A 25,218-nucleotide genomic window follows, 5' to 3' on the forward strand; every position below is an offset into this window, starting at 1 on the left:
CTTTCCCTACCGTTTGTTGCGATTGGGAGTGCAAATATAGATATAATAATACATTGGTCAAGGTTTTTTTGAAAAAGTGAATAAGCTTGTATCTTAACGCTTGAATACGAGAATTTTAATTTTTTGAGGAACGACAACAATCCTTACTTTTGCCCCTTTTTAAGCACATGTTTCATATACTTCTTCATTTTTTAGTCCCAGCCATTGTTGCCTTTCTTTTTTACAGAAGTTCAACTTTGAAGGCTTGGCTGGTTATGATAGCTACGATGGCAGTAGACGTGGATCATCTGCTAGCAAATCCAATCTACGACCCAAATCGTTGTAGTGTGGGCTTTCATCCACTTCATTCTTATATCGCCATTGTTATTTACGCTTTGATGTTTTTTGTGCCAAAGTTTAGACTGGTAGCTTTGGGCCTTCTTATCCATATGGCACTCGATTATATTGACTGTTTTGTCTAAGGTTTTAATTGTTAACTGTAAAATAAGAAAAGCAGCTTTTTTATGTATTGTCAGGCAATGGTTAAAATAGCCCAAAATTAGTTTAATTAGTCTTTCGAATTTAATAGTATAGATTTTTTATTCGTTAATTTGAACCACCAGCCGATAATGATTTCGAGCTGCAATTAGAGTTACATCCGTTATCTGAAAAGTTGTTCATTTACCGAAAGAAGGTAAATTCCTCTTCTCTTCAATTGCAGATTTGTTTATTGGGTCTAATTGATTTGCCGCTATTTATTTATATGTTATCTACATCAAAACAACAGTACATTTCCAATCTGCTTGCGGAGGGTGAAAAGGAGAAGAAAGGCATTTTACTTTGAGAAAAGCTCTTTTAACTTTTGGCAAGGCACAGGTTGCTGCCTTATCAGGCGGTTTATCCGACTACGCTATAATGATTGCCTTAACCGAGGTATTTCTAGTGAAATATACGATTTCTATTGTATTTAGCGGGATTGTTGGAGCTGCAATTAATTTTTCACTAAATAGACGCTGGGCTTTTTCTAACGAAGATTTTCAAAGTTCATTAAGGAGCCAAATAGTTAAGTTTTCTATAGTAATAGGAGGGAGTGTTTTATTGAAATCGGCTGGAACTTACTTATTAACTGAAACCACAGGATTAGATTATAAGGTTAGTCGGGTTGCTGTTGATCTGCTTATTTCCTACAGTTTCAATTACCCTTTAATTCGGTACTGGGTTTTTAAAAGAGTTAAACCAGACTTGGAATCTGTAATCTTTGCTCAATAGGTTTAAGAAGCGATAAAAGAAAATTTTAATTGCAGAATTTCATTAAAATTGCTTTAGTTTGCATCAATGACTTGGTAGCTCAGTTGGTAGAGCAACTGACTCTTAATCAGTGGGTCGAGAGTTCGAATCTCTCCCAGGTCACCTGAAGAAAAACCGTTTCTATTAAAAATAGAGGCGGTTTTTTCTTTTATAGGGAAAATTGCTAAAGCTTTTTAGCTTCTTCCTGAGGCTATCGGTAACTTACTCTGTCAAAATTTTAAGTAGTGTTAAAAACAAAAGGGCTGACCTTCCAGATCAGCCCCGCATAAACTAACAACATTAAAAAATTTTTAAGAAAGACTATTTCAAAGTCCTATCAACCCCTAACTGCTAGATGCAGATAATTAATTATTAGCTAGGGGCAGCCGAAGGACCACTCAAATACTAATATCCGTTCGTTCCGAATTCATTTCCATTATTAATTTGATTGAGGAAGTTAAATGGAATTGGACGGTTATAATGCTTGGTTGGACTGAAGTTAGTGAAAGCAGTTTTGTTAAAGTTTTGCAAGCGGCTTTCAAAAGCTCTATTCCTTTTTAATAAAGGCCAGCGATTAAATTCTCCACAAAGTTCCCTGGCGTACTCGTCAAAAACATCATTCATTGTAGCGTTGCTCAATTGCATTCCAGTACCTGCATTGAAGTCAGCGGCATTCCTGCAAGCACGTCGACGCAATTCGTTCAGGTACTGTGCTGCCGTGCTTCCTCCACCTCCGTTTACATGAAGCGTTGCTTCAGCGGCTATTAAATACACTTCAGCCATGCGCATGATCATAATATTCCCCAGCTTCTGTTGGAAATTGCTGCCTAGCCAGGAGCCGTCGAAGTTATGATTGAACTTCATCATTGCCGGAAAGAGGTTGGCAAGGTTTGTAGGTGTTAATCCGTTATTAGAAGTGACAGCTTTGTACGTGCTACCGGTTGGGTCAGACATGTCGAACAGGTCGTCAATGTTTACAGTTACATAAGCCCTTGCTCTTTTTTCGGCTGCAGTAAGAGGCTCTTTACTTAGATATGCAAAGAATCTGTCTTCATCTGGTGCTAATGGGTAAGGATGAACGTTTGCGTTTGCCACATCCTGTAAAGCAGAGATCGAACCTGTATAAACCCCTTTCGGCCATACTTTAGGGATATATTGCCAAGAGGCAAATTGTGAAGCATTACGTGCGTTAACATCAATATACGGATAAATCTTTTTGCCAACATGTGAAGGATCAATACCATATTTAGTAGCCATTGCAGTTGTAAGGGTAACCGTTGCAGCAGCGTAAGTTACATTAGCTGGACCTGGAGTAGAAGTTCCAAGACTAGCCCTTGCCTGCTCGCCGGAGTAATTAGTAAAGGCAGTAGCAAAAGTGTTTTCCCAACGTTTATCGTAATTCGCGTTAAAGCAATTAATTAGATATTTTGTTGGAGCTATAAATTGCTGATTTAAGCGCCCATAGTAGGCATTTGTAGTATTTGAATTAACACCTCTTCTTAATACGTCTCCGGTTCCAAAAGCATCATCAAATTTGGGATAATAATGGAGATATAAGTTCGGCCTGGAGTTTCCGCTAAAAACATCGTAGGATGGATTGTAAGGATTCAATCCATATGCAGTAAACAAAGCTTCGGTATTGTTCCTGTTGTTTGCAGAAGCAAATACCTTAGAGAAATCATCATAAAGCATTGCCCCATATTGTGCCTTATTAATAATCAGATCGTCTGCAACTTCTTTAGCACGAAGCCAATATGATTTACCTCCTTCATTCAAACCCTCACCCGCACCTTGTGCGTAAACGCGTGCAAGGAGGCCTAATGCCGCTTTTTTTGTTGCTCTTTGAGGATTGCCTTGATAAGGTTGAACGGGTAGGTTTTGAGACGCCGCAGTTAGATCAGCAATAATTTGAATATAAATCTCGGGAACAGTACTACGCACAGGATTTAAGCTATTTGTTGGATCACTAGTTAAAATCAACGGAACATTCCCAAAATGAGTTACCAGAACGGAATAATAATAAGCCCTCAGAAACTGAGCTTCAGCTACCAATACTTTAATATCATTTGGATCACCGTCTTTTAATTTCGCAGAAAGCTCAATGGTCTTATTACAGTCCTTAATCGGCCCCCAGGCATATTCCCACACATTTCTTACCACACCCGAGCTGTTAGTGAACTCCTCATAGGCCATAACATCCTTATATTGATTATGATTATTGTATGGAAATGTCCAAAGGTCGGTTCCAACCTCTGAAGCAATTCCAAATTGGGCACCGATAAGTGAACCCCAGAGGCCACTATAACAGTTGGATTGAAATGCTCTCCATCCATTGAAGTCACGCAAAACGTTTTCCTCCGACAATGATGTGGGGTTGAATTCTTCTAACTTGCAGGATGGTACGCTTAGTGCAACAAGCAAACCAATCCCATATCTGTATATTACTCTCTTTATTTGAATTTTCATTTTCTATTATTTTTTATCGGTTTCCAGCAATGACCTGGTATTAGATGTTCTTAGACCAATTAAGCAAAGCCTTTCCATCTCATCTTGCCAATTGCTGTTAATAGCTTTATTGTTATAGGGTTACATTTAGGCCTACCACAATTTGCTTGGTTAATGGGTAATCAAGTTCCCCATTCATCTCAGGATCATACTGTTTCAGGAAATGACTTTTTGATACTACCAAAGGGTTGGTGATAGTTCCATATACCCTAAGTCGCTGCATAGCTACCTTTTTAACCAAATTGGCAGGTAAAGTATAACCCAAGGTTACGTTCTTAATCTTGAAAAAAGAGCCATCCACATAGTTCAGACCAGAAAAACCAGTCATTGTAGAACTTGATGCCAGATAGTTCATTACTGGAAAATCATTTGTTGGATTTTCAGGGGTCCAGTAGTTGAAATTGGCTGGAATTGTTCTTGCAGGACTAGCGTTGGTGGCAAGCGAATTGGGCTGATACCATCCCATCATGTTGTAATTGATCATTTGTCCCCACCTGAAATACGCGTAGACACCTAGGTCAATTCCTTTGTACTTAAATCCATTTTGAATACCTAAAGACCAATCAGGATTGTTTTTTCCGAGGATCTGAAAGTCATTGTTACTATAGCTGTATCTTGAATTAGCAGCTGTAAGTCCAGAATTGTAAGGTTGTGCATCTGCAAGATTGTTATAATAGTAAGTTTTAGTTCCATCTGCCGCTTCTTTTACATATACACCTGTTGCAAGGCGGCTCATGCCTGGTACATTTACTTTTAGATCACCTGGGCGCTTATTGAACACTGCAGCATCTGCTTCTTCTCCAATTTGCCAAACTCCATCCAATTTGAAATTACGGAAAGAGTTAACCGATTCGCCTAAGCTCAATGTATAATTTCCATTAGCAATATTATTCGCCACGCCTCCAGTTAATCTAAGGATCCTCTCTCTATTGCGCGCAAAAGCAGCAGAGGTGCTCCATTGGAAATTCCTCGTAACAATATTCTTCGTATTTAAAGTAATCTCCAGCCCTCGGTTTTTTGTACCAGCAATATTGATATTGGTTTGATATGGGGTTCCGGGCCTGTAATATCCGCTCGTAATAGGCGAGGTTACACTATAAATTACACCATCCGTTTTTGTGATATAGTGATCTAAAGCCAGGTCTATACGACCTTTAAGAAATCCTGCATCTATTCCAAAGTTTGTACTTGTAGATCTTTCCCAGCGAAGGTTAGGATTTGTAACAAATGGTGAATTTCTAAAAATGGGTTGTGTTATCCCTCCCAGCGACATATTATTGTTCTCAACAATAGAAACGGAGGTATACGGAGCAATACTAGACACCCCAGTAATACCCCAACTTCCTCTAAATTTCAAGTTGTCCAAATAGCGTTTTGTGCCTGCCATAAATTTCTCGTCAGAAATTCTCCATCCAGCGGCAAATGCAGGAAAAGTATCCCACTGGTTTGTTTCATACAAAACCGAAGATCCGTCCCGACGAACCAAAGCAGAGAAGAGATATTTACCTAAATAGGAGTAATTTACCCTTCCCATTAGTCCAAAGGTCTTTTGCATTGTATACCCCGACGTGGCTATTGTATTCTGATCACCCGTAAACTTGTACCACTGAAAATTGTTCGAGGTAATATTACTTTGATTCATTTCCGTATTGGTGTTCTGGTTATGGAAAAAGGACGTCACTCCAGTAAAAGTGAAATCGTGGTCCTTTGCAACCTTCAGATTGTATGTTAAGACGTTCTCCCATTGATATTGTTGAAAGCGGTTCTGAGTAATGCGTGCACGTGCAATTCCTGCGTTGGCATAAGTATAACTTACTGAACCTATCCCATCAAACCTGTAGGTGTTTGAATAATTTAAATGAGCTCCAGCCCTGCTAAGAAGGGTTAAACCTTTCAATGGTCTGATTTCTAAATAGGGGTTTAGAAATAACTTCGTATTGTTATCTACATTTCCATAAACCCCTGGTTGATAATCAAGAAGAAGATTATAAACGTTATTGCCTAAATCGGTGTTTAAGGTACCGTCCTCTTTGTAGGGCTTCACTAAAGGATCTGTAACTAGCGCATTTTCTAATTTGTCCTGAGCCTTATCTCTATCAACGTATGAAGCCTGAAGGTTTCCGCCTATCGAAATCCATTTCCTTATTTTATGGTCAATGCGCATACTTGTAGAGTAGAGTTTATATTGATCTCCTCTGTACTGTCCGTTTTCGTCGGTATAGTTGAAAGACAAATAGCCTTTAGTTGCATCATTGCCCCCAGACACTCCTAAGCTGTAGTTTTGAGTGGCTGCGCTTTTACGCAAGAACTGCTCTGCCCAGTTAACGAAATTACCTTCCCGGAATATTTGGTACCGGGCTGATCCAAAAATAGTTTCATCATCATTCGGGGATTGCCAAAGAGCGCCTGTAGTTGTCCATTTGTTCGCTGCCGGATCCCAAACATATTTGTAGGCATCTCTTTTTGCTTGTAAATAAGCATCTCCCGTGCGAACTTCCGGAGTAACAGACCATCCGTTATTCCCATAGTAGGAATTAAAGTCGATACTTAATTTTCCGGCTTTTCCACTTTTGGTTGTAATAATAATTACCCCGTTGGCACCTTGGGCACCATATGTTGCTGTAGAGGAAGCATCTTTTAAAACCTCAATCGATTCAATGTCGTAAGGATTTAACGTTGCGTAGTCTCCGGGTAGGCCATTGATAATAAATAGGGGAGTAGCACTCGCTGATATTGATCTGGTACCGCGCAATTGCAGGTTTACACCTTCTCCAGGCTGTCCTGATGAACGTGTAATATCCAAACCTGCAACTCTTCCCTGTAACGACTCCATTGGATTCGGGCCAGGTCTAGCGGTAATTTCATCAGGTTTCACTGAGGCAACTGATCCTGTAAGATCGCGTTTTTTAACAGTACCATAGCCCACTACCACAACTTCATTCAAAGATTTGTCAGTGGGTTGAAGTGATACATTAATTGCTGTTCCTTCGGCACCCACCTTAACTTCTGTTTCGCCATATCCAATAAAGCTGACAACAAGGACATCTCCTGTAGATGCATTTATAACAAAGGCACCATTAACATCAGTAACTACAGATGTTTTAGTACCCTTTATTTTAACAATTGCTCCGGGTAGAGCTTCGTTTCTCTCATCTCGCACTGTTCCCTTAACTGGAAAGGCTGATACATGTCGGAGCTCTGCTTTTGTAAGCTTTCTTGCTGAAGATTGTAGAGGTACTGCTATTATAAAAGCAGAGACCAGGCTCGAAACCAGTAATGTTTTACCAAGACTGCGCTTCCCTGACAGTCTTAGATGGGAGCAGCGCATTGGATGGCCTCCCATTGTTTTTGAATCCATAAAATTGCTTATAATTAGTTAGTTAAAATATTTGTGAAGAAGTTGCAGCTTCTTCACTTAAGCCAATATTCTTCCAGGGCCTTTCAACCCCGGGCTGCTGGCTTTATCTTTAATAATTTATCTGTATTAGTGATAGCTTGGTGGGATATCTAGAATATCAACACGCAAAGCCATAGAATCTGCTCCCGCTATGATGTTGAGCCTGCCGATCGATGTGCAATAACTGCGAGGAAAAAGAATAGTAAAGATAGCTTCATAATGATTGATTAGTTAGTTTATAATAGTTTATAGCATCATGAACTTTTAAAGTACGATAGCCAGTAGGGACCCTATTTGTTCCCGATTTATTGAATGCAAAGTATTTTTAAGTTTACAATTTTTCTCTTTGAGAAAGTTCTTGGTTAGTATTGGTGTTGTTCCTTGCCCAGCACTAATTTAAGGCTTTTATTTCCGCTCCATATTCCTTCTTCTTGCCATTTTTTTATACGATATTACCATAGCAGCGATTGTATGATCATTATTACAATTTTTAGCATTCGGCAGAGACCTGCTTATATCTATAGGTAATTAGGATGGTAAGTGCTGATTCTGTAAGGCTAAGCTTTATATTTTTTGAAGAAAGCAATGCAAGGGGCGACCCTCATTAGACCTTTGCATTGCTATAAAGATCTCTCATTTGTCAACGCCTTCTTCTCAGAGCGGGAGGGCTATATTCCCCAGATACTGCGATCTTGACGCTATTTTGCGGTCTCTTGAGCAAAACGCCATAAATACTTCTACGTTGCAACCCTTTAAACATCCAGGTATCGAAGCTTTAAATTTACCATCAGCTCGGTCGCTTTGTCCGGCACTAAAAAATGAATCTAGTGATAAGGGACAAATTGCAGTGAACAATAACTCGTCTGTTGGTTTTGCTTTCCGGCGGTAGATATTTTCCCAGGAGAGCATAAATTCACCTTCTGCTGTAACCGCAATCTTTGGGTTAGTTGCCTCCTGTAAGGGTCCGTCACTTAATAGTACTTTAGAGTAATCGATCTTGAAATTTGGAGCATCTCCTGTTACTGCGTTTTTTAAATTCCAGGACATCATCATGTTTTGCCAGGTCTTTGTAGGAGAAAAGTTTGCAAACCCAATGGAAGGGAAATATCCCACGTGATTCAACCATGATTGTGTAAAACCAAATTTGCTTCGATTTGCTGCTTCATCGTTGCTTGGCTCTGTCTTTCTTTTCTTAGGGAGCCCCCTGAGGTAATCAATACCTCTCCAACTACTCCCTACAACTGATCCGCATTTTCCATAAAATGGACCATTTGGTCCGTTTTTTTGTCTTGCCATAAATAAGGATTAAACGTTAAAGAATGTTGCTAAGATAAGTATAAAAAGGAACAAATAAAAAGTTGTAGTTAATAAAAGATTAACTTGTCCTTAATTCGCTCCTTTCACGGAATTTACCGCGCTTGGTCCGGGTGATTACCGGGTTACACCCCTGTTTGCTCCTCGAAATTGTTAGTTGAGGTAATAAAGCTTTTTTTATTATTCAAGTAATAGTTAAAATGTATTTATTGATTTTATATGGTTGGCATGGGAGGTTGAACAGGATGAATTAAAACTACGCAGGAGATTAAAAAATAGCTGAATGTAATTCCTTTTTTGTAGAGAGGAGACCATATATAATTTTAATTTTGGTGTAGCAATTTGCTTTATTCACGATAACCTCTTTTAAACTATGACGAACATGAGCAGTAATAGAAAGCAACTTACACAAGAGCAATCTCAAGAGCTTTTGAAGATTCTGAAGTCCCGCTTTGAGAAAAATAAGAAACGGCATGAAGGAATTGAGTGGGTAGATGTTGAAGCAAAGCTCGCAGGAAAAACTGAGAAGTTATGGTCGCTGGATGAAATGGAAAGTACCGGAGGAGAACCAGATGTGATTGGCTATGATGATAGCAGTAAAGAATTCATTTTTTGCGATTGCTCGGCGGAGAGTCCCAAAGGTAGAAGAAGCGTTTGTTATGATAGGGAAGGGCTCGAGTCAAGAAAGGAACATCGACCTGAGAATAGTGCTGTAGAGATGGCTGCGGAAATGGGCATTGAACTTTTGGATGAGGAGCAATACAGGGAGTTGCAAAAGCTCGGTCATTTTGATACAAAAACATCAAGCTGGTTAAAAACTCCTGAAGCAATCAGAAAGCATGGAGGTGCAATTTTTGGCGATTTTCGCTATAACCATGTCTTTGTTTACCATAATGGGGCCCAATCCTATTACGGCGCCCGCGCATTCCGTGGTATCTTGAGAGTTTAAGTAATAAAACGTTTTAACTATCTCAATAGACGCTTGATAGCCAGAATAGCCCTGCGGTAAAATTAACGCTTGCCAGTGGTTTATGTTTTCAGTCGGAACGTCCATATCTCTCTAAAACCTTTAGGTTTCTTCCTAGTTATAGATCGTAGAATCTACATTCATATAAGCAACAGTGTCATTTAAGGCTTTGTTGCTTTTTATCATTTACCTAATGAAAAACAAGAAATGAGAAGACTACCGGTTTATTTACTATTAGACACGTCGGGCTCAATGACCGGCGAACCGATTGAAGCGGTTAAAAATGGAGTGCAGGTAATGATCAGTTCCCTGCGACAAAATCCGCAGGCAATTGAAACTGCCTTTATCAGCATAATCACTTTCGATAGTACTGCTCGACAGCTTGTGCCATTAACGGATCTTGCATCATTTCAGATGGTCGATATAAAAGCAAGCGGTACTACAAGTTTGGGTGAAGCACTGAAGCTTGTTGCTACCTGCATTGATAACGAGGTTGCCAAAACTACACAGGAACAGAAAGGCGATTGGAAACCGCTCGTTTTTATAATGACCGATGGAATTCCTACTGACGAATGGCAATCGGGCTTAGAGGAGTTTAAAAAACGGAAGACTGCTTTTACAGTTGCCTGTGCTGCGGGAAGTGGCGCTGATTCGAACCTGTTAAAGCAGATTACAGAAAATGTAGTAAGTTTGGATACTGCCGACAGTCAAAGTATCTCTAAATTCTTCTCATGGGTTTCTGCCTCTATTGGAGTTACCTCTACCAAGGTAGAAGATGCGGGCAAAGAAGTTACCGGCCTGGGAGAACTGCCTCCGCCTCCGTCTGAGTTGAATATAGTCACTTAAAAAATTCAACGCCTATGCCGGGAACAGGAAATGTGAAAGAACATGTAGCAGAGCTATTCCGGAAAAACAATATGCAGGTTCCTCCCAGCCGGAAGGGCCTGTTTGAAAGTTTTATCAGGGAAGAAAGAACCATCGAAGCGATCAACGCTATTAATCAAACCGAGAACCAGCTTATGGCTAACTGGAAAATCCAAGACAGGGTTGCAGAGATTAAAGGTCAATCAGTAAGAATACTAAATGCCAGCGTGGGTAAATCATACGAAGCTAAACTGGATTTTGAACAATTAGGCTGGAATGACATTGTTGAATGGAAGTTTGAAGGGCTTGAGGAAGCTGGACTAAACTTTAGTGAACAACAGAAACAAATTACGGGGCAACCTTTAGTAAGCGGCGATATTAAGCTGAAGTTCCTTTTTAAGCTTCAAGGGCAGGGGGAAGAAGAACCGTTTAATGAGAAAGAGATAACCCTAACGGTAAATCCTGATCCTAAAAGCTTATGGAAGAACATTGAGAGCGACAGGAACGATCCTTATTGGAAAGAGGATAATATTACTGTATTCGAACCTCTTGGCGACCGATACATTCTCGCTTCATCTAAACGCGGACGCTCTCATGCAAATGTTGGTTCCTTCCGCGAAGATGATTTCGGATACAAAGATCTGCAGAATGGCTGGAGTATTATCGTGGTAAGTGACGGGGCTGGAAGCGCAAAGTTTTCCCGGAAGGGTTCTGATATTGCCTGTCGTTCTGTGATTGAATTTTTTGAGGAGGACTCGTCTGTTAAGAGCCTGGAGGAATTTGATCAGATTTTGAAAGAGCATAATAGTAAAACAGCGGCCGACAGTCAAAGCAAGCTTAACTTGTTTGTTTACAATACCCTTGGTCGCGCAGCCTTTAATGTGCATAAAAAGCTCGAGGACTTTGCTTCGAAAGCTGGACATACACTGAAAGACCTTAGCTGTACCTTGATCTTTACTTTATTCAAGAAATACGAAACAGGATATGCCTTTCTCTCTTTCGGTGTTGGCGATTGTCCGATTGCTGTCCTGGATAAAGACCTTTCTAAGGTTACATTATTGAATTGGATAGATGTAGGTGAATTTGGCGGGGGGACACGTTTCATCACCATGCCAGAGATCTTCAAAAATGAAAAGTTTGCAACGCGCTTCAGCTTCAGACAGATAAAGGACTTTTCTTACCTGATGCTTATGTCTGACGGGGTCTACGATCCCAAGTTTGTGGTTGAAGCAAATCTGGAGGATATCAAAAAATGGCAAGGATTTCTGGAGGATCTGAACGGTAAGAATGAGGAAGGGGTTAAGGTTGATATAAATCCTGACAACAATGATATAGTCAGTCAATTCTCCGACTGGATGGACTTTTGGAGTACAGGAAATCATGATGACAGGACTTTAGCTATTGTGTTTTGAACCTGTTAAAGGCAAATAATAAATCGATTATTAATGACAAACGTTAAGTCAGTTTCTTCAATTATTCATTCAGGTAAAACTTATCAGTACACTGATAATGGAGATCCTATGAGGGGAGGAATGAAAGATGTTTATTTCGCTCCGGATAGGTCTTATGTTATTGCCTTTTACCGGGATAAGCAGGATTTTAATTCCAAAGAACGTTTAACAAAACTGGTAACGCAGTACTACGATAGCTTTTTTAACCGCGAGGGTGGGGAGTATTACAAATCAGTATATTCCTGGCCAACAGATGTGGTGCAATTAGGAAACCAGCTTGGTTTAATTGTACCCACCTATAGAAAGAACTTTTTTTTCGCAAAGGGCTATGCCACTAGCGACGGTATAAAAGGAAAGGAAAAGCAAGGGCTATGGTTTGCTTCAGGTAAGTTTAGGAATAAACAGTTTCCTTTGAGACTTGATGAGTCAGAGTTAGGCAACTGGCAGAGTTATTTCCAGATATGTGTGAAAATAGCGCGAGGGGTAAAGCGACTTCATGCTGCAGGACTGGCACATTCCGATCTTTCTTATAAGAACGTTTTAATTGATCCTGTTCATCGCGATGCTACGATTATAGATATAGACGGATTAGTAGTTCCTGGCTTGTATCCGCCTGATGTGATCGGTACTGCAGATTTTATTGCACCAGAAGTCTTAAGTACGAAGCATTTAGACCTGCGTGATCCTAATCGTAAACATGCAAATCGCCTTACAGACCTTCATGCACTGGCGGTGATGATCTATATGTATCTGCTTTACCGTCATCCTTTGAAAGGAGGAAAGATCAATTCCCTGGATACAGAAGAAGACGATCTCCTATCCATGGGTGAAAAAGCTCTGTTTATAGAGCATCCAACTGACGCTTCCAACAGGCCGAAACTCGACCAGCAGCCGAAATCGGCATTGCCCTGGGCTGACATAACAAAACTTCCTTATACCCTCACCGGCCCCTATCTGAAAGCTTTATTTGATCAGGCCTTTATTACGGGTCTGCACCATCCCCAGCAGCGGCCTAACGCAGATATGTGGGAACAAGCTCTATTAAAGACTACTGATCTCATGCAGCCTTGTGCAAATACAGCCTGCGACCAAAAGTGGTTTGTTTTTGATAATTCTACAGCCCCTAAATGCCCATTTTGCGGAACTCCAATTAAAGGTACTCTTCCAGTTCTAGATCTCTACTATCAGTTTAAACCAACAGTATGGAAACCTGAGAACCATAGGTTAATGGTTTATCATAATCAATATTTATTCCACTGGCATGTGAACAGAAATGTAGCAAGGAATGAACGTTTGACCGAAGAACAAAAAGTGCCTCTGGGCTACTTTACTTGGTTTAATAATAAGTGGGTGCTTGTAAATCAGAAGCTGAATTCGCTAAAAGATTTGACGGAGGATAAGTTGATACCGATAGGCTCTATGGTAGAGATTTCAGACGGAAAAAAACTATTGCTTTCAAACGAAGAAGGCGGCAGGGTTGTAGTGATAACAATGGCTAATAAATAGATATTAAAAATTAAGACAATGAAACTAAAACCAGCAGGAATATTTATCATCATTGCGATAATAGCCATATTAGGTTATTTCGCCTTTAAGAATTCAGGAGGGGGTAGTAAACCTGAGTCCTCTGAAAATACCACCAATAGTTGGGATAGCAGTGCAACGGGAAGTCAAAGCCCGGCACAGGGTAATAATACAGCGTCTACTGATGAGGCGAGAGAATTCAACTATACTCCGGAAAAGCCTCAAAATGGAACCCTGACCGGTGTCGTTGAATTAGGAGCGACAGGTTTTAATTCTTTTGTTATCAATCTGGACAAAGACAAACGTTGGGAAATTGTGTCAAAAGACTTCGGCGAATCCCTTGCTTATGAGGGCCTGGCAACCACAGAAGACATACGGGCAGGGTTGAAGAAATATATCGCCGGGATGTTCGATAAGGGCGTAGCAAAGAACAATGTCCATTTCGTTATTTCATCTGGTGCGCAGAAGGAACCAAAAACCAAAACCATCAGTAATGAGCTAAAGAAGATGGGTTACGTGGTGAACAATGTTACCCCAGATCAGGAAGCGAAGTTTGCTCTTCAGGCAACCGTTCCTCCTGCATTTATAGAAAACTCCTTTATGGTTGATATAGGTTCAGGTAATACAAAGATCTCATGGGAAGAGAATGGTTCACTTAAAAGTTTGGAACTACCAGGAGCGAAGTATTATCAGCAAAATCTTTCAAATGAAGATGTGTACAACCAAGTTAGGGACGCAATTTCCAAAGTTCCTTCCGATAAACGTAATGTAGGTTTTATCATAGGTGGGGTACCTTTTACTCTTGCCAAACAGCATCGGAAAGGAGAGGAGAGATACACGGTTTTAAAAGCCCCAGCCTCTTATAAAGCAGAGGATAAAAAGATGGAGTCTGGTTTAAATATCTACAAGTCAATTGCCGACGCCTCCAAAACTGACACGTTTGTTTTTGATTGGGATGCTAATTTTACAATAGGGTTCTTGTTGAGCTTGAAAAAGTAATATCAGACATGAGTTTTCTAAAGACTTTGTTAAATCCCTTTGTGGAGTTTGAGGAGGATAAAAACAAGAAGGATGTCAAGGGCAATCCTCCTCAGACTCCTCCTGTAATTCCTGAAAAGGATGTTACTCACCCGCTGATTAATGAATCTGATAGAGGAACAGCCGGCCCACCTGTTGTGCCTATGCAGCAGCAGTCGCAGCCTCCGGTTGGCCGGCCTACTGATGCAATGCCTTTTCCTGAGCATACAGAATACTTTGATGCATTATTAGATAAAGCAAATCGTGAGAACCCTATATTTGCTGGTCCTGATTTTAAGGAATTTATAGATGCAAAATTAGATATTGACGATATTACTGATGAGCAACTGAAGTATACTACCGCTTTCAACATCCTTAAAAGTGCTGGATTAAATAAAGATCGCCTGATCTCAACCGCTCATGAATATCAAAGTATTATTGGAAGAGATCTTAACGCCTTCCAAACCGCCCATGCACGGCAGTATAAAGAGGAGTTGCAACAGAAGGAGCTTGATCTGCAGAAAAAAGTTGAGGAATTAAGGCAACTTACTCAGCGACTCAACACACTTAAGAATGAAATCAATCAGATAAGTCAGGAGATAACCGTAAAAAGAGATTCTCTAAATGAAGTGAGAACATCCTTTTTATTGGCAGGGGAAAACAAGCAAAAAGAGATTCAGCTTGAGCTTGAGAAGATTTTGAACTACTTTGGATAGGTATTTTATCTTCCTATCCTAAATAATTTGTCCCTCCTTTTATTATTGTTTTATTCTTTCTTTTGTACTTATTGATATTATGAATCCTGCATTTGTTTCAAGCAATATGGAATGCGGGTATTGTAGGTAACCAGTTATTAATTGCATATGATCAAAAAGTACATTTTTCAATCCCTCTGTATTGTATTAAGTTTCTCGCAGCTAAGTTTAAGTGGACAGCCGGTGCAAAAGTCTTCGAAAGAAAAGCAGGCGAAAGGGAAATACTCTGCTTACTTATTTACTTATTTTACCGGAAATCGAAAGTCGGATGAGGCCATTCGTTTTGGTTATAGCAGGGATGGATATAATTTTAAAGCCCTTAATGGAAACAAGCCTGTGATCAGCAGTGAGAAAATCAGTACAACAGGTGGGGTGCGTGACCCTCATATACTTCGTGGTGCCGATGGGAAAACATTCTATATGGTTGCTACTGATATGGTTTCTGCAAATGGGTGGATTTCCAATAGAGCAATAGTGCTGATGAAGTCGACCGATCTAATCAATTGGGCCAGTAGTGTGGTAAATTTTCAGCAGCGATTTACGGGAAACGAGGAGCTGAAGAGAGCTTGGGCTCCACAAACGATCTACGATTCTAATGCAAAAAAGTACATGGTCTATTTCTCTTTAAAGCATGGCGATGATCCGGATAAGATCTATTACGCTTATGCAAACAAGGACTTTACAGACCTGGAAACAGAGCCAAAACAGTTGTTCTTTAGTCCTACTAATTCGGGTGCTATAGATGCAGATATTGTTGAGAAGGATGGACTTTTTCACCTGTTTTTCAAAGGAGAAAGTGGGAAGCCTGGAATAAAGCTAGCCTTGTCTGACAAACTAACCGAAGGGTATGAATTAAAAGAGGAAAAGGTTCAGCAAACCTCTGACCCTGTAGAAGGAGCGGGGGTATTTAAATTGAATGAGGGTAATGGTTATATTTTGATGTACGATCTGTACACGAAAGGGAAGTATCAGTTCACTCAGTCTTCAGATCTTAAAACCTTCCGTGTAATTGATAATGAAGTAAGCATGGATTTTCATCCAAGGCATGGAACTGTTTTGCCTATAACTAAAGCAGAACTTAAGAGGCTTCTGAAGCAATGGCCAACAACAGAACAAGCTAAATAAATTAATGTAACCAGAGTTTATGTGCCTCATTAGCTCTGGTTTCAGCTAATAATAAACGTGAAAACCTCTCTAGCTTGTGTAGTTCCTTTCTCTAAAATTTCTTAAAACGGAAGGTGGAATCCCTTCAGCCTCATGCCTTATATTTTCTCACGTTAGCTTTTTAAGCCTTTCATCTTGTGGGCAAGGGGAACGTTACCCTCGTTTTTAAGATATAGAAAGGTTCCGACTTGCTTTCACTCGCGATGGTTTATTTGCTGTTTCTCGTATTCTTATTAGAGATAGTGTTGATTTTCAATGTTATTGGTATTCGTAGTGGTTTTATTAACAAATTACTTTGAAATACAAAGTATACTTTATACCTTTGATTCAACAAATCAATTCATCATGATTACAAGGAAAAAAAGACAAATTGGAATCCTAATAGTTGTAGGACTTTTATTACTTATCCCTTTTATTGCAATGCAGTTTACATCTGAAGTGAAATGGGATCCTTTCGATTTTCTAGTGGCGGCTCTTCTATTGCTTGTCACCGGATTTGGAATCGACTTGATCCTAACTAAATTTCCCAATAGGAGACAGAGAATGGTATTGTGTGCCGTCCTTTTACTAGCATTAATGTTAGTATGGGCAGAACTTGCTGTTGGGCTTTTTGGATCGCCGATTAGCGGAAGTTAACTGAAAAGTACCCACTTATCCAAACTGTAGTACTTCTGGTGCTCTAAGATCTTCTTCTGGGCATCAACTTTAATTGTTTGTGTATGAAAATCGATCTTATCATAGCTTATATCCAGAGATATGAGTTTGGTCACGAAAGGGATTTTGTGCCTCCTATAACCGGCATACCTCTGGCTGCTATTACCCCTCAAAGGCACAGTGTAAGGGTGTTTCATCAGCAGGTTGATCAAATACAGTACAACACCGACGCAGATTTAATAGCTATTTCTTTTTTCAGCGGCTTCGCTACTGCTGCTTATAAGTTAGCAACAGAATTTCGTATGAAAGGAAAAACCGTGGTTGCGGGCGGACCTCATGTAACCTATTGTGAAGAGGAGGCTTTATTGTATTTTGATGCTATTGTGACGGGGGAGGCGGAGAATGTCTGGTCCAGTCTATTAATGGATGCTGAGAACAAAACGCTAAAACAGGTTTATAAGGGGACTCCTTGTGATATGGAAAATTTACCTACTCCTCGTTATGACCTTCTCCCCGACAAGTTCTTTATTAAAAAGGTAATACAAGCTACGCGTGGCTGCCCATTTTCCTGTTCTTTTTGCACGGTGCCATCATTGAACCCGGGTTTCAGGTTGAGACCAGTAGAAGACGTACTAAGAGATGCTTCTTACGATCACTTTCGTTTCTGGTGGCAGAGAAAAGTTGTGTGGTTTTGGGACGACAACCTCACAATCAAAAGGCCCTATATCAAAGAACTTTTAACCGGTATGATTCCCTTGAAGAAGTGGTGGTTAACTCAAGCTAGCATGGACATCGCAAAAGATCCGGAATTACTCGATCTAATGAAAAAATCCGGTTGTATCGGTGTTTTTCTTGGTATTGAGTCTTTTGGAACTGAATCGTTAGTGGATGCCAATAAAAAGCAAAATAAGATAGGCAATTATAAGGAGGCCGTTGGGGAGATAAGAAAAAGAGGCATTGCAGTGATGGCGGGTTTCATTGCAGGCTTTGACCATGACGATGAACAAAGTATTATTAATATGGCAGATCAATTGATGGAAATTGGGATCGATGTTCCCTTCCTAAGTATCATGACGCCTTTCAGAGGGACTCCTATTTATACAACATTGAAATTGGAGGGACGGATTCTCGAAGAAAGAAACTGGAACTTCTATAATGGCTACAACGTAGCGTTCAGGCCAAAGAAGATGAATGAAGAACAATTGCTTTCAGCTCACAGGGCTTTATGGAAAAAGTCGTTTTCGTTCAAATATTCTATTAAAAGAATTGCCAGGGCTGTTTTTTCCCTTCGCCTCGGTGCTGCTCTCCTCGCTTTATTCATGAATACTTTCTATGCCTATAAGAGGCTCAGAAAGAACTATCCAATAGACATGAGCAGAAGGACTGATTTAAGTTTCAATACCACAGAGAATTTAAGCGCACCAATAGAGATTCCCAGTTCTCCTGTTGCCGCCGCTGTTTCTTTATTATGAAGTCATAAGTAAAGGCGTTCACAGTGAAAAATACTTCTTTATGGTCGTAATCTATTGTCATTTAATAGCAACCCTTACGGTTAATCCTTCCACCTAATGCTAATGCAACTCAAACAAATGAATAGGGGTAATACAACGCTTCTACTTGCAGGTATGTCTTTATTCTCGTTCGCTCTGTCAGTCCTTAGGTTTTTAGTGACCGGCACGCACTCTTACATTTTTCTGAATTGGAATCTTTTTCTTGCCTTTATTCCGTGGATTATCAGTACCAGCCTTGTTGCTTGTGGTATCAATAAAAGATGGGCGACAGGACTACTGATTTTTATTTGGTTGCTATTCTTCCCTAATTCGCCTTATATACTTACAGATCTTTTTCACTTAAGATCTGTAAGTACTGCACCAATATGGTTTGATCTAATATTGATCCTCTCATTTGCCTGGACTGGATTATTATATGGCTTCCAGAGTCTCATGGACATTGAGAGTCTGGTATCAAAGTATATGAATAAACTCTGGCTTTTTATTCTGACTACTTGCTTTTTGTTTCTCAGTGCTTTCGGTATTTATCTTGGCCGGTTCCTAAGATGGAATAGTTGGGATATTGTAAGTGATCCCTTGGGCTTGCTTCAGGATATTTGCAACCGGCTAATCCATCCTTTTGCTCACCCTCAAACCTGGAGCTTCACGTTGTTGATTGGAGTACTGCTAAATATGATGTACTGGTCATTGAAATTAGTAAGACAATAAATCGAAGGAGCGAAACCTGCCCCTCTTATAGGGCAGGAGAGGGCGCGAATCCCGGCTGTTTTTCAAAATATTCCTGCAGCTTAGTGGAAAGCTTTACTACCTTGGCGGGAACCTCTGGTAAAGCTTTGCCATCAACAACAGCCTGGGTCATTTCTATAAGACTGTAAGCTGCACTCTTAGTAAATCCTGCTGAAAGAAGGGTTTCAAGCCAATTTTCTTTAGCTATTGGTTGAGGTTGTATTTCTTTACCAAGTTTGTTCGAAAGTGTTTTTGCAACATCTGATGAGCTATACTTTACAGGGCCCGTCAATTCAAAGATTTCTTGTATTCCTGTGAAGACTTGTCCTGTTATGACACGTGCAATGAAATTAGCTACGTCTTCAGGGGCGTTCATATCGAGTGTAAGTTCTGCAGGGAAAAAGGTGGGTAATATGTTGTATTGCTGGACGGTTTCAATATAGGCTAACCAGTTGCTATAGTAATATGAGGGCCGGATAAAGATTGTTGCAATTGGCAGGTCTTTAAATCCCTGCTCTAAGATCCTGGACATTGCGAGGTTACCGGTATTTCCAGGGAGGTGGGCTCCGATGCTGGAAAGTCCGACGATCTTCTGTATTCCGGTAGCCAGAATTGCAGTTCTGTAATTTGCTACAATTTTTTCCGCGTCTCCTATTGGATCATGTGAGCCTGGATCTTCTGGTGTTAGAAGGAATGCTGTTTCGCCTCCTGCAAATGCTCTTTTAACTTCTTCTATATTAAATAGATCGGCCTCCCTGAAATCTCTGTTTTTATCAGATAGTTTTCGCTGGTCTCTGATTACTGCCCGGGCCGGAATCCCGGTCTTATCGAGTTCTTTTAAGATGTGTGAACCAATTTGTCCTGTTGCTCCTACAATAATATTCATAATGTTATATTTTGCTGGTTTAACAGAACAAAGATGAAAAGCCCAGGTGACAACAGTATGTCAGCAGGTATGCTTAAATTAAACTCTTAGGCAAGTCTTTTTTAACACAATGGTATCGATCCATTGCTGCTGTTTCTCCACACTGAAATGACGCGCGGGGGTTTCAAGTTTACACAGGCGAAGGTTTTTCTGCTTGCAGTAACCAGCTATCGAGCTTAACTTCTCCTTTATATTCGGAATTCCATTGAACGTTTTCCGGGTAAAATAAACAGCTTTCAAAGCAGGAAGGCTTTCTAATAACGCCGTAATGTCGTTCCAGCTAGAAATGTGACTATCAACAAAAGTATCGTCAGTGTTTGCTTCTTCTCCTTCAGGTACTTCAAGCGTATCTATAAGATCAGCAAAACCAAGCTTATACTTGTCCATAAACTGTTGTTTTTGGGCTAGAGAAGCTTCCTTCAACGACTCTTGCTTCCAGCATATTGGTAACAAGTGCCACAGGTAATTCCGTGAGCGGCCGTAGAAGAAATCTGTGTCTTCTTCCACATCAGGAACGAAAGTCCCAAGTATCAGTATTTCAGTTTCCGGGGCAGGTACGTAATTCTTGAATTTATGTTTTACTAATGGCATGTGTTATCAGGCAGTAGCTGTTAGTCGTGATGTGCTTCTGTAAAGATATGAATTAGAAATGTGGCGTCTAAAGAAGCGACCTGGAGAATCTGCATTTATAAACTTTACATAAATATTCTTCGGTACGTCGAAATATTCGTACTCATTGCCGTCCAGAAAACTGATGGTGAGGGTCTGCGACTTGTATTGGAAGTCATTAATAGCAGAGGCGGTGGTTAAAGCATATTCTGCAGAAGTTCTCTCTCTCGTTTCAGGAGCAATACTTACCAGGAAATGGTAGGCCTCAATGATTTCCTTGCTTTTTTCTTCAGCTGCTGTTTTGCTTTCTTCACTATCTTGAAATTTATCGGGATGCCAGTTCTTCATTAATCCTCGGTAAACCGTTTTTAATTCCTGCAAATCCGCTGTCTCTGTTACTCCAAACAGTTTTCTATAGTCAATAATCTTTTTCAATGATTCTAAATGAGATTGGGGGTGTTATTATGAAGAAGCGGCAAAGGTACGATTAAAACCTATTGGTGCTTTAATTATTTCATCTTCATAAAAAGGTTTGCTATGTCTATTGTCTAATTGTGGAAAGAAAAAAAGACTCTAATCAGAACGAAGCACTATCTTTAAATCGAAAATTCAGCGTAGGATAATTTGGATAGCCTTCACACTTTTACAGCTCTAGATTTCGAGACAGCTCAGGGTAAGAGACATAGCATCTGTCAAATCGGTCTTGTTCGTGTAGAACAGAATGTAATTACTCAGCAAGGAGCTATATTGGTAAGGCCTCCTGATAATTTTTACTCAGCACAAAATATCGCTGTACATGGCATCACTCCTGAAATGACTCGTAATGCGCTTACTTTTGATCAGATATGGCCTCGTTTAAAACCTTATATCTGTGATCAAAATATTGTTGCTCATAACAGTGCCTTTGATATAAGCTGCCTGCAGCAAACCCTGGCTTACTATCGTATTAATGTGCCTGGTTTTAAATCCCATTGTACTTATAAGATATACGGTCAGAAATTAAATCTGCTTTGTAAGACATACGGTATTAATTTAAATCACCACGACGCCTTGTCTGATGCTATTGCCTGTGCCAAGCTGTTTATTTTGCATAATAGGAAGGTAGCGAAGAAGGAAGTATCGGGAACTGCTTGATCACCGAAAGAGATCGCGTGAATACCGTGAGAAAAGAATTCCCAGTAAAATAAAAACGGGAAAGCTTGGTTTAACAAACTTTCCCGTTCTACTGGTACTCGGGGCGGGAATCGAACCCGCACGACCTTTAAGGGTCACAGGATTTTAAGTCCTGCGTGTCTACCAGTTCCACCACCCGAGCAGGTATTTCTCAGTAAAGAGAATAGAACCTTTTTAAAATTTAAATCCCTTCTCGTTTGAGAAGGGATTCTTGAGCGAAAGACGAGATTCGAACTCGCGACCCCAACCTTGGCAAGGTTGTGCTCTACCAACTGAGCTACTTTCGCATTTTCTTTTGAGCTGCTGCTCTTGCGTTTTGGTGATGCAAATATAGGTAGAAATGCATTTCTGTCAACTTTTTTTTAATAATTTTTTAAAATTTCTGGTAATTATTTGATAGTCAGTAAGTCCAGAATAAGATCTTTTTCATAGCCTTTGGAAAGAGCGAAGTTAACAAGCTTTTGTCTCCGTTTGAAAGTATCTGCTTCTTTCAGACTTGCGTCTTTTTTTTCAAGAATGCCCTTCAGTTTACCTAAATACTCGTTTCCGTCAAGCTGCCGTAATGCTAATTCAATCAGTTTCGGTGAAACCCGTTTTAACTTAAGTCCCTGTTTGATTTTTAATTTACCCCAGCCTTTCATTCTGAACTTTCCGTTTGCATAAGCAATAGCAAAGCGTTCTTCATTCAGGAAATTGTTTTCGATCAGCTGCGATATCAATTCCTCGACCTCAGGAGTTGTAAGTTTGAAGGAGTAGAGCTTGTCCCGCACTTCCTGGTGCGATCGTTCCTGGTAGGCACAAAAGTGCTCAGCTTTTAAGAGTGCATCTTTTTTATCTAATGGAGCAATTTTTTCTGACTTCACAACAAGAATTCTAGTTGGTAAAAATACCATCAAATACTAAAAAAATAAAGAAATTAGCGGCCAATGCAGCACAAATCATACACCATAGAAGAAGTATCCCAAATTGTTAATGCTAAAGGATTTATCTCTTCAGCAGATGCTATTATCCGGAATATTTCTTTCGATAGCAGAAAGCTTGTCGATGTTGCCAGTACTCTTTTCTTTGCATTAAAAGGTAGAAGGGATGGTCACGATTTTATCAGCGAAGTATACGAGGCTGGAGTAAGGAATTTTGTAATATCTTCAGAAGCAAGCATACCAAAGCGATCCAGAGATGCAAATTTTCTCTTGGTTGCTGATACAACTATTGCTTTACAGGATCTTACAGCTGCTCATCGCCAACAGTTTAACTATCCAGTTATTGGCATAACAGGCAGCAATGGTAAAACGATCGTGAAAGAATGGTTATACCAATTGCTCGCTCCCGAGAAAAACATCGTACGTAGTCCCAAAAGTTATAATTCACAAATAGGTGTACCGCTCTCGGTCTGGTCAATGACAGAGGAGCATACCCTTGCCATATTTGAAGCTGGGGTATCCAAAAGGGGCGAGATGATTGCCCTGGAACGCATCATAAAACCAACAGTCGGGATATTAACTAACATCGGAGAGGCCCATAATGAAGGTTTCGGCAGTCGCGCGGAAAAAATTGAAGAGAAACTAGAACTATTTAAAGACGTAGACCTGTTCATTTATTCACCTAAGTATCTCGAAGGATATAATAAGCCAATCCCTGGCAAGCAGCAATTCACCTGGGCATGGAATGCTCCTGCAGATTTAAAAATAACAGATGAGGAAGTTTTAGAGGACAAGTACTTATTTCTTCGTGGATATTTTCATGAGAAGGATGTACAATGCGTTGTTCCCTTTATCGATGCAGCTTCAGTTGAAAATGCGATTTGTTGTTGGGCCACCATGCTGGCTTTGGGTTATCTATCTGTGGATGCAGACAAGCGGCTCGAAAAGCTGCAGCCTGTAAAAATGCGGCTTGAATTGAAGAACGGGATTAATAACTGTTCAATCATTGACGACTCTTATAGCGCAGATATTTCCTCATTAGCCATTGCACTTGATTTTCTTAAGCAACAAAACCAGCATATAAGAAGGACCGTGATTCTTTCAGATATCCTTGAAGCTGGAGTGGATTCGGAAGATCTTTATGAGCAGATAGCCCAATTACTAACCAGTAAAGGTGTAGAACGACTTATCGGGGTGGGGAGGGAGATTAGTCAGTATGCTGATAAGTTTAAACAGGATACTGCTTTCTTCGATAGCACGAACGCTTTATTGTGTCATCTCGATGATTTGAAGTTATTCAATGAAACAATCCTTTTAAAGGGAGCAAGAAGTTTTGAGTTTGAAAGGGTAAGCAAGATGCTTACACACAAAGTACATGAGACGGTTCTTGAGATAAATCTAAATGCTTTGGAGAATAATCTCAACTATTATAAATCTCAGTTAAAGTCTGGAGTAAAGTTGATGGTTATGGTGAAAGCCTTCTCTTATGGTAGCGGAAGTTTTGAGATTGCGAATCTTCTTCAATTTAACAAGGTTGATTATCTCGCCGTTGCGTATGCGGACGAGGGCGTTACCTTAAGAAAAGCCGGTATTACTTTACCGATCATGGTAATGAATCCTGACGTACTTGGTTTTGATGTGATGGTAGAGCATCGGCTGGAGCCTGAAATTTACAGCTTCCGCGTACTTCGCGACTTTGTTAATGTACTTAAGCTTAAAGGCGTTGACAATTACCCTGTGCATATTAAGCTTGATACGGGTATGCATCGACTTGGCTTTATGTTTTCTGATATTTCAGCTCTCGTTGAGGAGTTGAGTAACTGTCCTTATCTCAAAGTTATCAGTGCCTTTTCTCATCTTGTTGCCAGCGAGGATGCGGCTTCCGACGATTTTACGCGAAAACAGCTTGCTGATTTTTCTGAAATGACGGGACAACTTGAACAGGCACTTCAATATTCTTTTATTAAGCATATCGCTAATACCTCTGGCATTAGTCGCCATTCTGAGGCACAAATGGATATGGTTCGATTGGGAATAGGTTTATACGGCTTTGATAGTTCCCATAAGGATAAGAAACCTCTTTTAGAAACGGTTACCGTTTTGAAAACCAGTATATCGCAAATAAAAGAACTAAAAGCTGGAGATTCTGTGGGATACAATAGAAAAGGGATATTACCGAGGGATGGAAAAATTGCAACGGTCAAAATAGGGTATGCGGATGGTTACAGCAGGAAGCTGGGAAACGGAAACGGGAAAATGTTGGTTAACGGGCAGCAGGTTCCTACTATTGGAAATATTTGCATGGATATGTGCATGCTTGATATTACTGGCATTAGTGCATCGGAAGGGGATGAAGTTATCGTGTTTAACGAAGTGGTTAGAGTAGAAGATATTGCCCGCCAGTTAGAAACCATTCCTTATGAGGTCCTTACTGGAATATCTGAAAGGGTAAAAAGAATATATTATTACGAATAGC

The 25,218-nt window shown here is 40.1% G+C and carries 21 protein-coding genes and 3 tRNA genes; 15 read left to right on the forward strand and 9 right to left on the reverse strand.

The window, feature by feature from the left end:
- Positions 1–167 precede the first annotated feature (167 nt).
- From J4N25_RS26825 to J4N25_RS18810, 3 genes are all read left to right on the forward strand, one after another.
- Complete coding sequence (locus J4N25_RS26825) at positions 168–461, forward strand: DUF6122 family protein (protein ID WP_242695944.1); 294 nt, start codon at positions 168–170, stop codon at positions 459–461.
- Between the two features lie 358 nt (positions 462–819).
- Positions 820–1,248: a GtrA family protein gene (locus tag J4N25_RS18805; protein ID WP_242695945.1), complete on the forward strand. Its 429-nt coding sequence runs from the start codon at positions 820–822 to the stop codon at positions 1,246–1,248.
- A 68-nt stretch (positions 1,249–1,316) separates the two neighbouring features.
- Positions 1,317–1,389, forward strand: a tRNA-Lys gene (locus J4N25_RS18810).
- A gap of 282 nt (positions 1,390–1,671) precedes the next feature.
- On the opposite strand, the gene J4N25_RS18815 is transcribed toward J4N25_RS18810, so the two are convergent.
- From J4N25_RS18815 to J4N25_RS18825, 3 genes are all read right to left on the reverse strand, one after another.
- Complete coding sequence (locus J4N25_RS18815; RefSeq protein ID WP_207423341.1) at positions 1,672–3,732, reverse strand: RagB/SusD family nutrient uptake outer membrane protein; 2,061 nt, start codon at positions 3,730–3,732, stop codon at positions 1,672–1,674.
- Positions 3,733–3,844: 112 nt separating this feature from the next.
- Positions 3,845–7,129 carry a SusC/RagA family TonB-linked outer membrane protein gene (locus J4N25_RS18820; protein ID WP_242695946.1) on the reverse strand — a complete coding sequence of 1,095 codons (3,285 nt, stop codon included), beginning with the start codon at positions 7,127–7,129 and terminating at the stop codon, positions 3,845–3,847.
- A 693-nt stretch (positions 7,130–7,822) separates the two neighbouring features.
- Positions 7,823–8,464: a DUF6266 family protein gene (locus tag J4N25_RS18825; protein ID WP_207423342.1), complete on the reverse strand. Its 642-nt coding sequence runs from the start codon at positions 8,462–8,464 to the stop codon at positions 7,823–7,825.
- Between the two features lie 400 nt (positions 8,465–8,864).
- Here J4N25_RS18825 and J4N25_RS18830 point away from each other — a divergent pair, with 400 nt between their 5' ends.
- The 10 genes from J4N25_RS18830 (at position 8,865) to J4N25_RS18875 (ending at position 19,097) form a co-directional block, all read left to right on the forward strand.
- Positions 8,865–9,431, forward strand: a complete 567-nt coding sequence (locus tag J4N25_RS18830; protein ID WP_207423343.1) for a DUF4256 domain-containing protein — start codon at positions 8,865–8,867, stop codon at positions 9,429–9,431.
- Between the two features lie 225 nt (positions 9,432–9,656).
- Positions 9,657–10,295: a vWA domain-containing protein gene (locus J4N25_RS18835; protein WP_207423344.1), complete on the forward strand. Its 639-nt coding sequence runs from the start codon at positions 9,657–9,659 to the stop codon at positions 10,293–10,295.
- A gap of 14 nt (positions 10,296–10,309) precedes the next feature.
- Positions 10,310–11,725, forward strand: coding sequence for a PP2C family serine/threonine-protein phosphatase (locus J4N25_RS18840; protein ID WP_207423345.1), 1,416 nt, complete (start codon positions 10,310–10,312; stop codon positions 11,723–11,725).
- A gap of 33 nt (positions 11,726–11,758) precedes the next feature.
- Positions 11,759–13,270: a helix-hairpin-helix domain-containing protein gene (locus J4N25_RS18845; RefSeq protein ID WP_207423346.1), complete on the forward strand. Its 1,512-nt coding sequence runs from the start codon at positions 11,759–11,761 to the stop codon at positions 13,268–13,270.
- Between the two features lie 18 nt (positions 13,271–13,288).
- Entirely contained in the window at positions 13,289–14,287 is a 999-nt protein-coding gene (locus tag J4N25_RS18850; protein ID WP_207423347.1) for a hypothetical protein, read from the forward strand.
- Between the two features lie 8 nt (positions 14,288–14,295).
- Positions 14,296–15,021 (forward strand): hypothetical protein, encoded by a 726-nt coding sequence (locus tag J4N25_RS18855; protein WP_207423348.1) that lies wholly within the window; start codon positions 14,296–14,298, stop codon positions 15,019–15,021.
- A 147-nt stretch (positions 15,022–15,168) separates the two neighbouring features.
- Positions 15,169–16,185, forward strand: coding sequence for a glycoside hydrolase family 43 protein (locus tag J4N25_RS18860; RefSeq protein WP_207423349.1), 1,017 nt, complete (start codon positions 15,169–15,171; stop codon positions 16,183–16,185).
- Between the two features lie 384 nt (positions 16,186–16,569).
- On the forward strand, positions 16,570–16,860 hold the full coding sequence (locus tag J4N25_RS18865) for a hypothetical protein (RefSeq protein ID WP_207423350.1): 291 nt from the start codon (positions 16,570–16,572) through the stop codon (positions 16,858–16,860).
- An 83-nt stretch (positions 16,861–16,943) separates the two neighbouring features.
- Positions 16,944–18,350, forward strand: coding sequence for a B12-binding domain-containing radical SAM protein (locus tag J4N25_RS18870; RefSeq protein WP_207423351.1), 1,407 nt, complete (start codon positions 16,944–16,946; stop codon positions 18,348–18,350).
- A 102-nt stretch (positions 18,351–18,452) separates the two neighbouring features.
- Positions 18,453–19,097 carry a DUF1361 domain-containing protein gene (locus J4N25_RS18875; RefSeq protein WP_207423352.1) on the forward strand — a complete coding sequence of 215 codons (645 nt, stop codon included), beginning with the start codon at positions 18,453–18,455 and terminating at the stop codon, positions 19,095–19,097.
- A 25-nt stretch (positions 19,098–19,122) separates the two neighbouring features.
- Here the strand turns inward: J4N25_RS18875 and J4N25_RS18880 are convergent, their stop codons facing one another.
- From J4N25_RS18880 to J4N25_RS18890, 3 genes are all read right to left on the reverse strand, one after another.
- A complete protein-coding gene (locus J4N25_RS18880; protein ID WP_207423353.1) occupies positions 19,123–20,001 on the reverse strand; it encodes an NmrA family NAD(P)-binding protein in 879 nt (292 codons plus the stop codon).
- A 78-nt stretch (positions 20,002–20,079) separates the two neighbouring features.
- Positions 20,080–20,631: a uracil-DNA glycosylase family protein gene (locus J4N25_RS18885; protein ID WP_207423354.1), complete on the reverse strand. Its 552-nt coding sequence runs from the start codon at positions 20,629–20,631 to the stop codon at positions 20,080–20,082.
- A gap of 6 nt (positions 20,632–20,637) precedes the next feature.
- Entirely contained in the window at positions 20,638–21,084 is a 447-nt protein-coding gene (locus J4N25_RS18890; protein WP_207423355.1) for a KTSC domain-containing protein, read from the reverse strand.
- A gap of 189 nt (positions 21,085–21,273) precedes the next feature.
- Here J4N25_RS18890 and J4N25_RS18895 point away from each other — a divergent pair, with 189 nt between their 5' ends.
- Positions 21,274–21,783, forward strand: coding sequence for a 3'-5' exonuclease (locus tag J4N25_RS18895; protein ID WP_207423356.1), 510 nt, complete (start codon positions 21,274–21,276; stop codon positions 21,781–21,783).
- A 92-nt stretch (positions 21,784–21,875) separates the two neighbouring features.
- Here J4N25_RS18895 and J4N25_RS18900 read toward each other — a convergent pair.
- The 3 genes from J4N25_RS18900 to J4N25_RS18910 all read right to left on the reverse strand — a co-directional run bounded on the left by J4N25_RS18900 (position 21,876) and on the right by J4N25_RS18910 (position 22,685).
- A tRNA-Leu gene (locus J4N25_RS18900) sits at positions 21,876–21,964 on the reverse strand.
- Positions 21,965–22,036: 72 nt separating this feature from the next.
- Positions 22,037–22,109 (reverse strand) — tRNA-Gly (locus J4N25_RS18905).
- Between the two features lie 102 nt (positions 22,110–22,211).
- Positions 22,212–22,685 (reverse strand): regulatory protein RecX, encoded by a 474-nt coding sequence (locus J4N25_RS18910; protein WP_369410872.1) that lies wholly within the window; start codon positions 22,683–22,685, stop codon positions 22,212–22,214.
- 63 nt (positions 22,686–22,748) lie between these two features.
- Here J4N25_RS18910 and J4N25_RS18915 point away from each other — a divergent pair, with 63 nt between their 5' ends.
- Complete coding sequence (locus J4N25_RS18915; RefSeq protein WP_207423358.1) at positions 22,749–25,217, forward strand: bifunctional UDP-N-acetylmuramoyl-tripeptide:D-alanyl-D-alanine ligase/alanine racemase; 2,469 nt, start codon at positions 22,749–22,751, stop codon at positions 25,215–25,217.
- Position 25,218 lies beyond the last annotated feature (1 nt).

The organism is Desertivirga brevis, from assembly GCF_017355835.1.